The sequence below is a fragment of the Streptomyces shenzhenensis genome (assembly GCF_021462265.1).
GTDB lineage: Bacteria > Actinomycetota > Actinomycetes > Streptomycetales > Streptomycetaceae > Streptomyces > Streptomyces shenzhenensis.
The window spans coordinates 63,702-77,911 of sequence record NZ_JAJONF010000045.1 but is presented as its reverse complement, the minus strand read 5'-3'; the positions used below and the strand labels follow the sequence as shown (position 1 = coordinate 77,911).

Below are 14,210 nucleotides of genomic sequence, written 5' to 3'. Positions count from 1 at the left end.
CCCGAGTACATCCAGTACGCGGGCGATGCTCCGCCTTGCGATGCACCGCACCGGACGCCGCGAGCTTTCCGGCAAACCTTCCCGGCCACAGCACTAGCAGCTCTCAAGTCACGGTGACGGGACGGGACTCGTAGAAGGTGCCGACGCGGAGCATGGCGAAGAGGACGTCGGCTCGTCGTCGGGCGAGGCAGAGCAGGGCCTGGGTGTGGTGCTTGCCCTGGGCGATCTTCTTGTCGTAGTAGGCCCGGGAGACCGGGTCGCCCAGAGCGCCGAACGCGGAGAGGAAGAAGGCTCGTTTGAGCTGCTTGTTTCCTCGTCTGGAGGGCTGTTCGCCTCGGATCGATGAGCCCGAGCTGCGGGTTGCCGGGGCGAGACCCGCGTAGGCCGCGAGATGGCCTGCGGTCGGGAAGGTGCTGCCGTCGCCGACCTCGATCAGGATCCGGGCTCCGGTCCTGACGCCGACCCACTCCTTCAAGTCCGGCTCGCCTGCCCGGACATCACCCGGGCCTGCGACCTTAGCCCGCACCTTCGCCGACCTGGTCCGCCACCAACGCGGACACCTCCTGCTGGAGTGGGTCCGGCCGGCCGAACAGGACGCTCCGAAGCCCATGAAGGGCTTCGCCGGCTTCCTCCGTCAGGACCTCGATGCCGTCACCGCCGGACTCACCCTGCCATGGAGCTCCGGGGTCATCGAAGAACATGTAAACAGGGTAAAAACACCCAAGGGGGCTGTTGTGTATGGCCGAGCCTCGTTCGAACTTGAACTCCTCCGGGACCGGATCCTCACCCAGCCGTGATGCTCTGGTGCCTGAGCACGATAGGCGTCGTATGTGCACGACAACTGTCGCCATCCGCCCACGGTCTCCTGGTGCAGATGCTCTTGGGGCGACCTCTGCGGGTCACCGGGAATCAGCGTTGTCGGTGGGCTCTGTCAGGGTGTGCGTCGTGGATGAACTGGTGGAGCGTGTCGACGGTCAAGATCATGTGCTGGGGGTGGTCAGCCGTCGGCAGGCCATCCGGGAGGGGTGGCTGCATCGGGTCGCCGTGACGGTGTGTCGTGATGATCGCGGCCGGATCCTCGTCCACCGGCGGTCGGAGCAGCTGTCGCGCTTCCCCGGGCTCTATGAGGTCGTGGTCGGTGGCGCGGTGAATGTCGGCGAGTCCTACGACCAGGCCGCCGCGCGGGAGCTGGCCGAAGAACTTGGCATTCATGTGCTGCCGCGCCTGCTGTTCACGTTCATCAACCGCAGCGGCCTGAGCCCTCACTGGCTCGGCGTGCACGAAGCCGTGATACCGGACGCCGTGGTCCCCGAACCTGATGAGGTCGCCTGGCACGGCTGGCTGACCGAGCCGGAGCTGCGGTCGGCGCTGCTGGAGTGGCGCTTCACCCCCGACAGTCACGAAGCCTTCAGCCGGTATCTCGCTTTCCGGAGCGCGCAGTCCTGACCTGGCTCGCCTCTCGGGCTGGAGAGCCTGCTTGCGGTCAAAGCGCCTTGAGAGAGGAGATGTTCGTGATAGGGAGTACAGATGCCTGGCCGACTCCCACTCGTTGAGCAGCTCGATGGCTTACGGTCGGTGCTCTCCCGGAACGAGGTCCTGACCGACGTGATGGCCAGGGCGGCGGCGTTGGAGCTGCCCGGCTGGTATGTGACGGCGGGCTGCCTGTTCCAGACGGTATGGAACGTGGTCACCGGCAGGCCCCCGACCAACGGCATCAAGGACTACGACATCTTCTACTTCGACGGCACCGATCTGTCGTGGGAGGCGGAGGACGCCGTGATCAAGGCCGGTCGCGAGGTGTTCGCTGGCCTGCCGGCCGAGGTGGAGATCCGCAACGAAGCCCGCGTGCATCTTTGGTACGAGCAGAAGTTCGGGATCCCGTGTCCGCCGCACGAGTCCACCGAGACCGCGATCGACTGCTTTGCCGCGACAACGTGCTGTCTGGGCGTCCGGTTGAACTCCGATGGAACGTGGCACGTTTACGCACCTCACGGTCTCTCCGACGTGTTCAACTTGGTCGTGCGACCCAACCCGGTCCTGGCCCCGCGGGCTGTCTATGAGACCAAGGTGGCGCGTTGGAAGGAGGAGTGGCCGGAGCTCACCGTTCTGCCGTGGCCAAACTGATCGCCGACTTGACTACTCGGCCTTCACGGAACTGCGGCCAGAGCTGTTTTCAAGAATTGCCGTCATCGAGAAGATGCTGGCCGACGTCCCTCTGACAGATGACGAATGCGTCGCGGCCGACGACGGCCAGGCCGCCCTGGACCAGCTCCTGGAACGGCTCACCGACGTCCCTGCGGCGCCCGACCGGCGCCCCGGCAGCCGGGCGCCCCGGCCACCGCAACCCTGCTGCCGATAGGCGAGGTGCGAAACGTGCCTGCTTCGTGATCACGCGGTTCCGGGGTCAGCTTCCGGTCCCGGAACTGGGTATCCGATCTGCCTCAGATCCTCGGCAAGGTCAGCGACGCCCACGTCCGGATTCATCGCCGTCACGACGCTCTGGGTGAGAGGCTGCAGTGCATAGACGTGGCGGATGGCCTCGATGTCCACAGCGACCTCGTAGTACTCCTCCGCGAACTGCTGATAAGCCTCGGGGTGGCCATCCACCAAGACCTCGAACAGCCACTCTGCGCTGCCGCCGTCCTCCACGCCTGCGGGCAGGGCCTCGGCCCTCCCGGCCCTCCACAGGGAGTCTGCCTGCTCACGCCAGAAGCACACGGTCACCCGCGGTATCCCGTCGTGTCCGCTGAACGCCGGCTCCGAAACGTTGTGGACAAAAGCCTTCGGCACACCGTCGAACAGCCCTGGCCACGGAACAGGAGGCGTGACCCGGTACGGGCTCATGGGCGACTCGTGATCGAAGCCGCGGGCATACGCGCCTGCCGGCGAGAAGACGATCGAGTAGTCATTGCCGCACCCGTCACGCATGGAGGCCATCTCCTCGGTCGGCGACCACCGCGAGTCGAACGAGTAGAACCGGGACTCCCAGTCCGGGCTCATGATTGCGTCGAGGACGGCCATGGCCCGGGAGCGGTCGCGAACGATCGAGATCTCCGGCAACTGACGGATGAGTTCATGGACAGACACAGCTCCATCCAAGCTGATCCCACTGACAACGCGCCCACCGTCCGCTCGACGTCGCGTATTCCGCATCATGCGGATTTGGCATGTCATGTGGGAGGAGCGCATCGACCGTAAGGTGGCCGGCCTGGGGCGGCGGCAGGCCGAAGAGGAGTGTGGCCGGGCCTACCGCCTGTCGGCGCCGGGCTGGATCTTCGGACTGAGCCGCGTCACGGGGCCCGTCGGCCGTACACGCGGGCGACTGCGGGATGGCCGGCCGCCGCAAACGGCGCCGCGGGAGTGTGCCCGTCAGCGTTCTTGGTGTGGCGGTGGGGATCACCGCGGAGCGGGGGTCCAACGGACGGGATGGCCGGCGGGGCCGTTGGTGAGCCAGGAGCCTTCGCCCATGGGCACCAGTTCGTAGGGGTTGCTCGCGTCGACGGGGATCTCGCCGCTGGGCGTGCCCGTGCGTACGTCGATCAGGTGGTAGCGGAACCACTCCTCCTCGTCCTGGGCCTCACCGCCCAGGGTGACGATGGCTGTGTCCGGGGTCAGGTAGCCGCCGCTCCATTCCACAAAGGTCTCCTGCGGGTCGTACCCGAAGGTCTCGACGGAAAGGGTGAAGAGCACCTCACCGGTGGGGTGACGGTGGAAGGCGACGTCTTCCTGTCCGTGGTCGACGGTCATGAACTGTTTCCCGTCCGGCGCCAGGTCGATCAGAATCCGGTCGTTCCACGGGTACGTCACAAAATCCGGCTCGCCGCCAACCCTGATCGTGCCTTTGAGAATGACGGAGCCGTCCTGGCCCTCTCCGATGTCGAGGTAGACGCTGCCGTCCACGGGGTGCACATGGTGCTCGGCACCGTGCCCGACCGTCTCCAGCTCCCGCCGGGCGAGGACCGCCCCGTTGTCGGCGTCGTGCGCGGTCCACTGGTCCGCGCCGCCGCGTCCCGCCATCGCGTCCGGCCGGTAGACCCACACCGTCCGGCCGTCCAGGGACAGCGCGCAGCCGGGCCGGTGACCATGGCGCACGTCGGATCGCGGCTCGAAGTCGGCTGCCCAGACGAGGTCACCAGCGCGCGTAAGGCAGACGACCCTGTTCAGGGTCGTGTACACGACGCGCTCAAGATCGGACCGGAGTGTCGACTCCACGACCTCGTCGTCGGCCTGCGGCTGGAACACCGCGGCGGGTTCCAGCGTCCCGGACGTGCCGGAGTCCACCATGTATGCAAGGATTCGCCCGTCGCGGTGACGCGTGATGACTTTCGGATGCCGGGCAGGGATCATCCGCCGAGGCTAATCCCCAGCTGAAGCCGACCGGCGACCGGGGCCGTCTGCGCGATCGTCCACTGCACGCTCTGAGCGGCTTCCCATGGAGAAATCAAGCCGTGTGCGGGCAGTCATAAACCCCGTTGAGACCGTTCCTGATCTCTCCTAGGTTGGCCCCCGTGACGATCGAGGTGCCCTACCAGCCGCTTCCGGTTCACCAGTCGGATGTGCGCTACGCCCATGGCCCCGACTCCGCCGTGCAGCCCGGCGTGCCCGCCGGCGTGACAATCGAGTTCGACTGGAACGACAGCGCGATCTACCCGGGAACGTCACGGAAGTTCTGGGTGCATGTGCCCGCGCGGTACGACCCCTCGGAGCCGGCGTCGCTGATGGTGTTCCAGGACGGATGGTGGTACCTGGACCCTGAAGGGGAGGTCCGCGGTGCGATCGTTCTGGACAATCTCGTCCACCGCGGTGACATCCCGGCCGTCATCGGCGTGTTCGTCGACCCGGGTGTCTTCCCGGATGCTGAGGACCCGAAGAACCGCAATACCGAGTACGACGCTTACGACGACCGGTACGTCAGCTTTCTCCTGACAGAGATCATCCCTGAGGTCACGAAGCACTACTCGATTGCCGAGGACCCCGACCGGTGGGGCATCTGTGGTGGCAGTAGCGGCGGGAACTGCGCCTTCACCGCGGCGTGGCTGCGCCCGGACAGTTCCGCCGGGTGATCGGGTACTTGTCCAGCTTCACGCAGATGCCAGGCGGCAACCCCTACCCGGAGCTCATTCCCGGCGTCCCTCGCAAGCCGCTGCGCATCTTCCTGCAAGCGGGCCATCGTGACCTGCGCTGGAACGAGCCCGAGGCAAACTGGCTCGCGAGCAACCTGCGCGTCGCGGCCGCGCTCGCAGAAACCGGCTACGACTTCCGCCTTGTCCTTGGCGATGGCGGCCACAGCCCCAACCACGGCGGGGTGCTGCTGCCCGATGCCCTGCGCTGGTTGTGGCGGTCGGACGATCACCCGGACCGGCCGGCGGGCTGAGGCGCGGCGACTTCGTAGAGGCGGCTGTCCCGGATCAGGGCCCGCAAGACGTTGACTCTGCGCCGGGCGAGGGCGATCACGGCCTGGGAGTGGCCTTTGCCCTCGGCGCGCTTGCGGTCGTAATCCGTCCGGGAGTTGGGATCGCAGCGCATGCTCATGAGGGCGGACATGTAAAAGACGCGCTGTAGACCCCGCTGGCAGTGGCGGGGCTGGTGCAGGTTGCCGGTCCGCTTCCCGGAATCGTGCGGTGCCGGAGCCAGGCCGGCGAAGGCGGCGAGTCGGTCTGGGCCGGTGAAGGCCGCGAGGTCGTTGCCGATCGTGGCGAGGAACTCGGCACCCAGCGGTGGGCCGATGCCGGGCGTGCAGCAGCGCCGACCACCTGTATGTGAAGTCCGCGGCCGCCGCCTGGCTCCCCAGCCGGGACTTGCGGGCTGACGTCGAGTTCGTCCAGCCGGATGGGGCGCCGATCGGCTCGGTACGTACGCGCGCGAGCGCAGATGCTGCTGCGGAAGCTGGCCGACGCGATCAGGGTGCACTCCGTGGTGGACTCCGGATTCGTGGTGACCGAGCTCTGCCGGGACATCGCGGATCTGACCGGCGTTGGGGAAGAGACCGAGGCCCAGCTGGCGGCCGCGGTCTCGGACGCGGAGCATTGGCTGGTGAAGCAGTCGCGCATGCGCGGTCAGCTGTTCTCCGAGCTGGATGAGGCGATCGTTGCTTCGGATCTCGTGCAGGTCAGAACGCTGCGGAAACACCTCCGGGCGGTCGCGTATCGCGGCCAGACCGACGCCGAGAAGCAGACCATGGCCACAGCCGAGACCCTTCTGGAGGCTCACGCGAGACAGCAGCAGGAGGCGGCAGCTGCACGACGGGCCGAACTGCAGGACGAACGGGACTCGCAGGCGGCCGGGCGGGCACGCAAGCTTCTGGGGAGGCGGAAGGGCGGCCGGATGTCGCCGGAGGTCATGCGCAAGCTGGTCGACGAAGTAGTGAACGACGCCTCGCAGGCCGGTGCGCGGATCGACGCTCAGCAGCAGGGCCAGATCATCGCCTGGAAGAGGCGTGCCGACAGCAGCCGCGTCCGGCCGAAGGCCGCTCGCCGTACAGCCGCATCGCTGCGTATTGCCGTCCGGGCAGCGGGTTAGGCCCGGACTCCGGCCGAGGCCTGGCTCAAGGAAGCTGATCGCCGCCCGCTGCCGCAGTCTCCGTCCTGGAGCGTGCTGGACGTCTCCTGTCCCGCCTGCGACGCTCCGCCCGGTACGCACTGCACGCCCGGTGGTCTTCACCCGCATCAGTCCCGGCTCGAATGGTTCCGGCGCCGGTTCCAACGCGTAGGGCAAGGACGGACTGAGCAGTCGGATCGGTTCGTCCACAGTCCCTCGCGGCCGCGTGGGGGCGCCCGCCCGCTGCCGTACGGTCGCCGGCCGGCACAGGCAAGGCACGAGGACCGTACGACGGACCGAGCATCGCGGAAGCGGGCCTGAGTATCTGGTGCGGGCAGCCGTGCCAGGCCCCGTTCCGGCGCGGCGTGCGGTTCGCTCTTCAGCCGCGCGCCCCTCGATCGGGTGACGGGGGATCGGTTGTGCCCGGAACCGTCACCAGTTGACGCCGCTGGGTCGTCTGACGTCCACTCAGGGGTCCACAGATGTGACGTGTGCCACCCATTCCGAGAACCTGCAATGCGGAACTATCGCCCGTTCTCGCTTTAACCCAGCTCAGAAGGCATGCACCGAACAGGAGTCCACCTGAGCACTTACGTTCCGTTCGTGAAGGTGATCTGTAAGTAATAATTTTCGAGGTGCGGATGAGTTTCGCGCTGCGAAAGTCGACAGGGTGGTGCTCAAGAGCCCAGGGCAACTGGGCTCCCGTACAGGCAAGTTGGCCTGTGCCACGACCTGCGTCGGTCCCCGTCATGCAAGGGCCGGCGCTCGCACCGCCTGGAGGCTCCATGGGCATCGGCGACGTCAGCACTGACGCCTCGCCCCAGGACGGCGGCCACGGCCAGCCCGTCCAGGCCCCTCCCGATCTGCCGCTAGACTTCGAGGGCTTCTACCTCGGACACCAGGACTTCTTCCACGACTTCGCTGAAATCCACCTCGGCAGCCGCCGGGTGGCCGAGGACGTGGTCCACCTGGTGTTCCTGGAGATCCTCGGCAGCTGGGACCAGTTGCTGCAGCAGGTCGATCTCGAGCAGCAGACCCTGGCCGTCCTGCATCGGGGTGTCACCCGGCGTCTCCAGGCAGACGGACGCCCGCCGGCGTTCCTCATCAACGGCCCGATAGCGAAGAACCTCGAGGCGGTCCGCCACCAGCTGGAGCTCAACAGCAGTGCCGGCGGCCTGTACGAGGCGATCCTCGAACTGCCGCCCCGCCAGTTCACCGTCATCGTCCTGCGCCACCTGCTCGGCTACCCCACCAAGCGGATCGCCCGCTACATGGGCCTGGACACCCGCACCGTCGACTACCACGGCCGCAAGGGCAAGGAACGCCTTCGTGTCCGGCTGGGACTGCCCGCCCCGGCCAAGACCCCCAAGAAGGGAGCGGGACAGTGAGCCCCATCGACGAACTCCTGGCCGACGCGCGCATCCCCACCACCCCCCGCGACGGCTTCGACGTCGGCGCCGCCCTGCGCCGCCTCGCCCGCGACGCGGCCGTCGCCAAGGCCGACCCGGCCCCGGACATGGCCCGCGCCGCCCAGGCCGGGCAGCGGCTGTCCGTGGTGTGCCGCTGGATCCTCAACAGGCCCGATGCCGCCGACCACGTCGACCGACTCGTCCAGGAACCCGAAGCCCTCCAGGACGACGGCTCCCTGGACGTCGACGGCGCCCTCGTCTTCGCCTGCCTGCTCCACCTCACCGGCCACCCGGAGAGCGCCCAGTTCTGGTGGCAGCTCGCCGCCGGCGCCGGCCACCGCGCCGCCGCCTACTGCCTGCACCTGCACCACCTCGCCCTCAGCGAGATGCGCGAAGCAAGGCACTGGCTCCATCAGGTCACCGACAACGTCCTCGACCCCGAAGGCCCCGACGGCGCCTTCCTGTACTTCCTGGAAGCCGTCGCGACATACGTCCGCAGGACCGGCCTGAGCATGGCCAACCCGCCCACCGCCGGCCTCGAGATGGAAGTCGACCGCCTCGCCACCACGGCGACCGGCCCCTGCATCATCGTCCGCCGCCCCGACCAGCGCCTCGCCGACCACCTCCACGACTTCACCCGCCGCTGAGACCACATACGTCAATGCCGGTGATGTCCCTCATGGCTTCAACGGCGTTTCCGTGTCGCTGAGTGTCGCTCCATGTCGCTGGATGTCGTTCAGCGTCGGCAGCGGGGGCCGCCTCGGGTTCACAGGACCTCGGTGTCCACGCCCGTCACTAAGATCCCTGAAAACGTGCAGAAGGAGCCCTACAGCCCCAACAGGTTTCCTAGGCCTCTGAGTTGGGAGGGCTCCCTGCACGGTGTTCCAGCACGCCTACAACGAGAGGGACTCCGTATGGACGAGAGTAACGCCAAAGACCAGCCCGAGCACCCGTCCCGATGGGACCGGCTGCGTTCTGTCATGATCCGCCACCTGCGGAAAGGGATCGGCCGACAGGGACAGAACGTCTCCGGCGAATTCCTGAAGGGCGCCGCGTACAAGCTCGGCAGCGGCACCGTGACCCTGATCATCATCTGGTGGGAGACCCGGCACTGAGCCCTGATGGTGGACCCTCGCCGCCCTGGACGCCGACGCCTACCGGGAGTTCTGCTGGGGCGCCGGCCTGGACCGCACGGACACCGGCTGCGGGCAAACCGTTTCCATTCGCCAGCTCAGCCGGACCGCTGGTGACAACTCCTGAGCTTCGGCTCATGTCATCCCCCGTGCCCGGTGCGCGGCGGATCCGGCACCATTCGCTTCCCCGAGACGATTGGGAGGCTCGTGTGAGCACCCCCGCACCCGATCCCACCGGCGCCCGCGCGTCCCCGCCGGCCGGCCGAGCGGCCGCGCCCCGCGAGCCGGTCGACTACGGGAAGATCGACCGCCGCTCGGTCCGACGGCGCGCCTGCGGCATGACTCACCCGGAGGCGGCGGCCGCCCTCGAGGAAGCCGAGCTGCAGCAGCACATGGGCCGCCACCGCGAGGACCCGGCCGGAGATGAGTGCGGCCGGGTCGAAGTCGCAGAGTGGGCGCGCATCGTGCGGCTGCTCGCCCCTGCCGGCGGTGCGTACGCCCCGGACATCGACGCCGTGGTCCAGGACGAGCTCGCTGCCGACGCGGAGGGCGAACGCGCGATGCAACCGGAGGACGGCAAGCGCGGCCAGGAGGAGGAAGCCGAAGCCGTCCGCCGCACCGCCCGCGCCCCCGGCGTCCTGCGTCACGCCCTGCTGCGTACCCTCGCCAGCACCGGCCTGCTCGACTCGCTCGGCGAGGACGAGCAGGCCGCGGTCAACCGGCTGCCCGACTCCGACCCCGCGGCCGCGCTCGTCGTCAACGCACTGCTCGCCCGCGCCCACGAAGCCGGCCCCGGCTCGCGTCCGGGAGCCGCATCGTGACCGGCGATGCGGGCTCTGTGATCGCCGTGTGGGAGGAGTCGACCTGGTGCGGCACCCGGTTCGAGACGCTCACCGCCTACGGTCAGGTCCACGTCGACTGTCGGCCCCGGTCGGCGAGCCCCGGCACTACGAGGGCGAGGACGATCCGGACTTCAACCCGATCTGCCAACCCTCGCGCGCCCCGGCGCAGTTCTGCCTCGTGTGCGCCGACTGCGCTGCCTGCGGGCAGTGCCGTGGCCCGCGCATCTGGCCTCCAGCCCGGTCTGATCACGGAGAGCTAACCTCACAGGTGCCCGGGCAACCAGCGATAGGAGCAGGAACGTGTCAGGCCGAATGCCCTATTCGCCCCGTTTTCCTGTGAAGCCGAACCCTCGAATTCCCAGGTAGGCGCGTTCCTGAGAGACGACCTGTGCCCCTGTGCCTTGCGGCCCAGTAGCAGGGTGCCGGGCGCGGCGAGCGGCCCTGATGGGGATCTCTGGAATCGTCCTGGGCTACTCGTCGCCCCATTCGCTTCGCCCCTCAACCGAGTGGGGAGTGAAGACGAGCGCCTTGCAGGTGAAGGACGGGCCGGCGGGTTCGTGGGGTGTGCGGGCCGCACCGGACCGTCGTGGTGTGCTCAGGCTTCCCGGTCCGGGGCGACGGAGCGGCTTACGCAGTCTCTGAGTAGGGTGCGCCGCTGGTCGTGCACGCTCGCGGGCTCCTGGGCGGAGGCGGCGTAGACGTTGCTTACCGGAGACCAGGCCATGGACATGGCGATGACCATGGCCATCACGTCGAAGGGGTCTCCCTGTCTGATGCGCCCGGCGGCCTGGGCCTCTGCGATGGCGCGGAGTTTGTGGTCGTCGTAGCGGTCGTGGTCCGCCATGAGATGCCCAGTTGGGCGCCGCTCCAGGCGCGCCCAGGTCGCGAGCCGGATCAGATCGGGGCGGCTGAGGTACTCGTCGTAGAGGCGCACCGCCCAGTCGGCGAGGTCCGTGGCGTCGATGGGGACGACATTGGTGATCCGCTCCAGTGAGGCGAAGAAGATCGCATCGAAGAGCTGCTCCTTGTTGCCGAAGTAGCCATAGAGCTGCGCCTTGTTGGTGCGTGCGGCGGCGATGATCCGCTCGATGCGTGCACCGGCGATGCCGTACTGGGCGAATTCCTGGGTGGCGGCGTCGACGATGCGCTGGTACGTCGCGGTTCCGCGGCGGCTGGATGGCTGGTCAGGCATGCTCCGCAGCTTAACAGACAGACTAGTTTGTTTGCCTCTTGGTCGCATGCGTCTACGGTCAAATAGACCGAACAGTCTGTCTTAGGAGTCAGAGATGCGTTCCACGACCGGATGGCAGGCGGACAGCACGACACGGACTCTGCGCCGCGCGGCACTGGAGCGCCGGGACCTGCGCCCGGACGACATCGCGGTACGTGTCGAGTACTGCCGTGTCTGCCACACAGACCTCCATGCGCTGCAGGCGCATGAGAGCGACGCGAACGGCGTGCTCGTACCCGGGCATGAGTTCACAGGCGTGGTAACCGAGGTCGGCAGCGCAGTTGCCGACTTCTCCCCAGGTGACCCCGTAGCCGTCGGCAACATCGTCGACTCGTGCGGAATGTGCGGCATGTGCCAGGCCGGCCAGGAGAACTTTTGCCGTGAGTTCCCGACGCTGACCTACGGCGGAGCCGACCGGCAGGACGGATCGACCACGCTGGGCGGGTACTCCCGCGAGTATGTCGTGAGCAATCAGTTCGCCTACCGTCTCCCCGCGGGCCTCGACGCAGCCGCCGCAGCCCCCCTGCTCTGCGCCGGCGTCACCGTCTGGGAACCGCTGCAGGCGCTCGGAGTGGGGCCAGGCAGTACCGTCGCCGTGGCCGGGCTGGGCGGCCTGGGACACCTCGCGGTCAAGATGGCGACCGCGCTCGGCGCCACGACCTCCGTCATCAGCCGGACCCCGGACAAGGCTGACGAAGCGCGCGGCCTGGGGGCGCACGGATTCGTCATGTCCACCGACCCGAAGCAGATGGAAGCGGTCCGCGACCAGTTCGATGTGGTCGTCGACACCATCTCCGCCCCCCACGACCTGGCTCCGTACCTGCGTGTGGCCGCCATGGACGGCACCCTCAGCTGCCTCGGCCACCTCGGATCGGTCACCGTGGAAACGATGGACCTGCTCATCGGCCGCAAGAAGCTCAGCTCCGCCGGCAGCGGCGGCCGCCCGTCCACCGCCGCCATGCTGCAGTTCTGCGCTGAGCACGGCATCACCGCCGACATCGAACTGCTGCCCTCCTCGCAGGTGAACAGGGCTCTCGAACGCCTGGAGCGCAACGACGTCCGCTACCGCTTCGTGCTCGACATGTCGGATCTGGACTGACCGACGGCGCGGCTTGTCCAACAGCAAGCCCGGCGACAACCACGAGAGCCGTCTGAACGCAGATCAGGTGTCGGATGGGTGGGGGACTCGTCGAGCAGGTCCGGTGGCATCCGCGAGCAGGGGGTGGTCGTTTTCAAGGCTCTGGCCGCGATTCCGTGAATGATCTTGGTGTTGCGGCAGGCTGCCGCCGAATCGGTCTCACGTCTCGACCGCGCTGCCGAAGCGGCACGTCCTCTGCCCCGCCGTCGGCCCGATGTTTCACCCGTCACGGTGCACGGTACTGGCGGCTTGACGCCTTGTGGTTCCGCAGCAGCAGCGCGGGCGAGCGCCGGATTGCCGATCAGGCCGTTGCCTTCGGCAGGATGGGCGCATGACCGAGATCCGCACACCCCGCCTCCTCCTCCGCAGCTGGCACGACGACGACCTCGCGCCGATGGCAGACATCAACGCGGACCCACGGGTCATGCGCTGGATCGATGACGGCTCGGTGCGCGACTTGGACTACACGGCCGAGGACATCGAGCGGTGGGAGGAGGAGTGGGACGAGGAGGGCTTCGGACTCTTCGCCGTCGAACTGCTGGCCTCGGGCGAACTGATCGGCTTCACGGGACTGTCCGTACCCGAGTTCCTGCCGGAGGTGCTCCCCGCCGTGGCGATCAGCTGGCGGATCGGCTCACAGTTCTGGGGCCAGGGATACGCGTCCGAAGCCGCCCACGCCACACTGGAGTTCGCTCTCCAGGACCGCGGCCTGGACCGGGTCATCAGCATCAACCGGGTGGGTGACAACGCCTCCGAGAACGTCATCCGCAAGCTCGGCATGGTGCCTGAGCGAGAGACGGCACACCCGGTGCATGGCTACCCGCTGCGGGTTCACGCCATCGATCTCACCGAGTTCCAGGCATGAACCGGTCAGGCTGTCGATCACCACAGGACAGCCGCCCACTATCCCTACGTCCCCGAGCGCATTGACGTGACGGTACGGACACCCAGGCGACGGATGCTGTTGTTCCTGTCGCTGACCTGCGCTTTCACGGAACTGCGGCCAGAGCCGTTTTCAAGGAGCGCCATCAGCCCGGTGACCGTGGCGATCGCGGCCTCCGTGGTGACGCGCACCTTGTGCTTCTGCCACGACCGCACGCTCCCGCGACAGGACTCGTCGAGCCGCTTGAGGCGCAAGTCCCTCCACCCCGGCCGACGTCCAGGCAAGCCACTCCCGCGCCAGCTCGGTCGCGACCCGGCGACCGTCTCACGGGAGCTGCGACGTAACGCGGCCACTCGATGCGGGGAGCTCGAGTGCCGGGCTTCGGTGGCACCACGGCGCGGGCGCTCTCGCGGGAGGTGGTGCACTGGGCACGGGCCTGGCAGGGGTGGCGCTGGCTCTTGGTGAACCTCGCCACGATCAGCGGGGCCACAGTGGGTGAGGAGGTCGGGTAGGGGCCGCGACCAGCCGTTACGCCCGCACCCGCGCGGCACTCCTCACGCTGGTGGCCGAGGCGCTGTTCACCCGGGACAGTCGGGCCGCCGCAGACGCGCTCGTCGACGACGGCAGGCGCGCCACGACCGTCTCCGACGTCGTCGAGGTGCTGATCCGGGCGGTGGGGGCGCTGCAGCAAGCACCCGACCACTACCGGGCGCGCGTGGAACTACAACTCGAGGCTGCGCGCACGCCCGCATTGCTGCGCCACCTCCACACCTCGCGCACGGCCTTCGTCGAGGCCCTGGCCGAGGCGCTGACGAGCATCGACGAACCCGACGCGCAGCACCGTGCGGAGATCCTGGTCACTGTCGTCGACGGCGTCCCGCACCGTCGGCTTCTGCTGGGCCGACCATCGCTGGCCGAAGACGGGTTGCGGGCACTGCTGCACCGCCGGTTCGCCTGAAGAGGCCGGTCACGGGCAGTCCGCGAAGTCGTCACCGGCGGCCCAGCCTGCGCGGGCGCCGTCGGCAGGGCAGGGGGCC

17 protein-coding genes and 2 pseudogenes are annotated in these 14,210 nt (G+C 68.2%); 13 read left to right on the top strand and 6 right to left on the bottom strand.

Annotated features, from left to right (window positions below):
- Positions 1-103: 103 nt before the first annotated feature.
- A pseudogene (locus LQ326_RS37940) lies at positions 104-463 on the bottom strand (transposase); the annotation flags it as partial.
- Between the two features lie 145 nt (positions 464-608).
- Between LQ326_RS37940 and LQ326_RS37935 the strand changes: the two are divergent.
- The 3 genes from LQ326_RS37935 (at position 609) to LQ326_RS37925 (ending at position 2,124) form a co-directional block, all read left to right on the top strand.
- Positions 609-797, top strand: coding sequence for a hypothetical protein (locus LQ326_RS37935; RefSeq protein ID WP_234543614.1), 189 nt, complete (start codon positions 609-611; stop codon positions 795-797).
- Positions 798-945: 148 nt separating this feature from the next.
- Complete coding sequence (locus LQ326_RS37930) at positions 946-1,446, top strand: NUDIX domain-containing protein (RefSeq protein WP_372497057.1); 501 nt, start codon at positions 946-948, stop codon at positions 1,444-1,446.
- Between the two features lie 81 nt (positions 1,447-1,527).
- On the top strand, positions 1,528-2,124 hold the full coding sequence (locus LQ326_RS37925; RefSeq protein WP_234543612.1) for a nucleotidyltransferase family protein: 597 nt from the start codon (positions 1,528-1,530) through the stop codon (positions 2,122-2,124).
- A gap of 264 nt (positions 2,125-2,388) precedes the next feature.
- Here the strand turns inward: LQ326_RS37925 and LQ326_RS37920 are convergent, their stop codons facing one another.
- The gene (locus LQ326_RS37920) at positions 2,389-3,087 is read right to left on the bottom strand and encodes a hypothetical protein (RefSeq protein WP_234543611.1); all 699 of its coding nucleotides are present in this window, start codon (positions 3,085-3,087) and stop codon (positions 2,389-2,391) included.
- Between the two features lie 309 nt (positions 3,088-3,396).
- The gene (locus tag LQ326_RS37915; RefSeq protein WP_234543610.1) at positions 3,397-4,347 is read right to left on the bottom strand and encodes a hypothetical protein; all 951 of its coding nucleotides are present in this window, start codon (positions 4,345-4,347) and stop codon (positions 3,397-3,399) included.
- Between the two features lie 161 nt (positions 4,348-4,508).
- Between LQ326_RS37915 and LQ326_RS37910 the strand changes: the two genes are divergently transcribed.
- Both LQ326_RS37910 and LQ326_RS37905 read left to right on the top strand, forming a co-directional pair.
- Positions 4,509-5,063, top strand: a complete 555-nt coding sequence (locus tag LQ326_RS37910; protein ID WP_234543609.1) for an alpha/beta hydrolase — start codon at positions 4,509-4,511, stop codon at positions 5,061-5,063.
- A complete protein-coding gene (locus LQ326_RS37905; RefSeq protein WP_234543608.1) occupies positions 5,060-5,374 on the top strand; it encodes an alpha/beta hydrolase in 315 nt (104 codons plus the stop codon). The genes LQ326_RS37910 and LQ326_RS37905 overlap by 4 nt, the downstream gene beginning before the upstream one ends.
- On the opposite strand, the pseudogene LQ326_RS37900 reads toward LQ326_RS37905, so the two are convergent.
- Positions 5,350-5,733: pseudogene (locus LQ326_RS37900) on the bottom strand (transposase); the annotation flags it as partial. The gene LQ326_RS37905 and the pseudogene LQ326_RS37900 overlap by 25 nt on opposite strands.
- 138 nt (positions 5,734-5,871) lie before the next feature.
- Here LQ326_RS37900 and LQ326_RS37895 point away from each other — a divergent pair.
- The 5 genes from LQ326_RS37895 to LQ326_RS37875 all read left to right on the top strand — a co-directional run bounded on the left by LQ326_RS37895 (position 5,872) and on the right by LQ326_RS37875 (position 9,900).
- Complete coding sequence (locus tag LQ326_RS37895; RefSeq protein WP_234543622.1) at positions 5,872-6,519, top strand: hypothetical protein; 648 nt, start codon at positions 5,872-5,874, stop codon at positions 6,517-6,519.
- Between the two features lie 803 nt (positions 6,520-7,322).
- Positions 7,323-7,925, top strand: a complete 603-nt coding sequence (locus LQ326_RS37890; RefSeq protein WP_234543607.1) for a sigma-70 family RNA polymerase sigma factor — start codon at positions 7,323-7,325, stop codon at positions 7,923-7,925.
- Positions 7,922-8,593, top strand: coding sequence for a hypothetical protein (locus tag LQ326_RS37885; protein WP_234543606.1), 672 nt, complete (start codon positions 7,922-7,924; stop codon positions 8,591-8,593). Before LQ326_RS37890 ends, LQ326_RS37885 begins: the two co-directional genes overlap by 4 nt.
- Before the next feature lie 267 nt (positions 8,594-8,860).
- Positions 8,861-9,061 (top strand): hypothetical protein, encoded by a 201-nt coding sequence (locus LQ326_RS37880; RefSeq protein ID WP_234543605.1) that lies wholly within the window; start codon positions 8,861-8,863, stop codon positions 9,059-9,061.
- A 227-nt stretch (positions 9,062-9,288) separates the two neighbouring features.
- A complete protein-coding gene (locus tag LQ326_RS37875) occupies positions 9,289-9,900 on the top strand; it encodes a hypothetical protein (protein WP_234543604.1) in 612 nt (203 codons plus the stop codon).
- A 616-nt stretch (positions 9,901-10,516) separates the two neighbouring features.
- Here LQ326_RS37875 and LQ326_RS37870 read toward each other — a convergent pair.
- Entirely contained in the window at positions 10,517-11,113 is a 597-nt protein-coding gene (locus LQ326_RS37870) for a TetR/AcrR family transcriptional regulator (protein WP_234543603.1), read from the bottom strand.
- 94 nt (positions 11,114-11,207) lie between these two features.
- Here LQ326_RS37870 and LQ326_RS37865 point away from each other — a divergent pair, with 94 nt between their 5' ends.
- Positions 11,208-12,251, top strand: a complete 1,044-nt coding sequence (locus LQ326_RS37865; protein ID WP_234543602.1) for an NAD(P)-dependent alcohol dehydrogenase — start codon at positions 11,208-11,210, stop codon at positions 12,249-12,251.
- Between the two features lie 370 nt (positions 12,252-12,621).
- On the top strand, positions 12,622-13,155 hold the full coding sequence (locus LQ326_RS37860; RefSeq protein ID WP_234543601.1) for a GNAT family N-acetyltransferase: 534 nt from the start codon (positions 12,622-12,624) through the stop codon (positions 13,153-13,155).
- Between the two features lie 44 nt (positions 13,156-13,199).
- Here the strand turns inward: LQ326_RS37860 and LQ326_RS37855 are convergent, their stop codons facing one another.
- Positions 13,200-13,427 (bottom strand): hypothetical protein, encoded by a 228-nt coding sequence (locus LQ326_RS37855; RefSeq protein ID WP_234543621.1) that lies wholly within the window; start codon positions 13,425-13,427, stop codon positions 13,200-13,202.
- 308 nt (positions 13,428-13,735) lie between these two features.
- Between LQ326_RS37855 and LQ326_RS37845 the strand changes: the two genes are divergently transcribed.
- Entirely contained in the window at positions 13,736-14,131 is a 396-nt protein-coding gene (locus LQ326_RS37845; RefSeq protein ID WP_234543600.1) for a TetR/AcrR family transcriptional regulator, read from the top strand.
- The last annotated feature ends 79 nt before the right edge of the window (positions 14,132-14,210 follow it).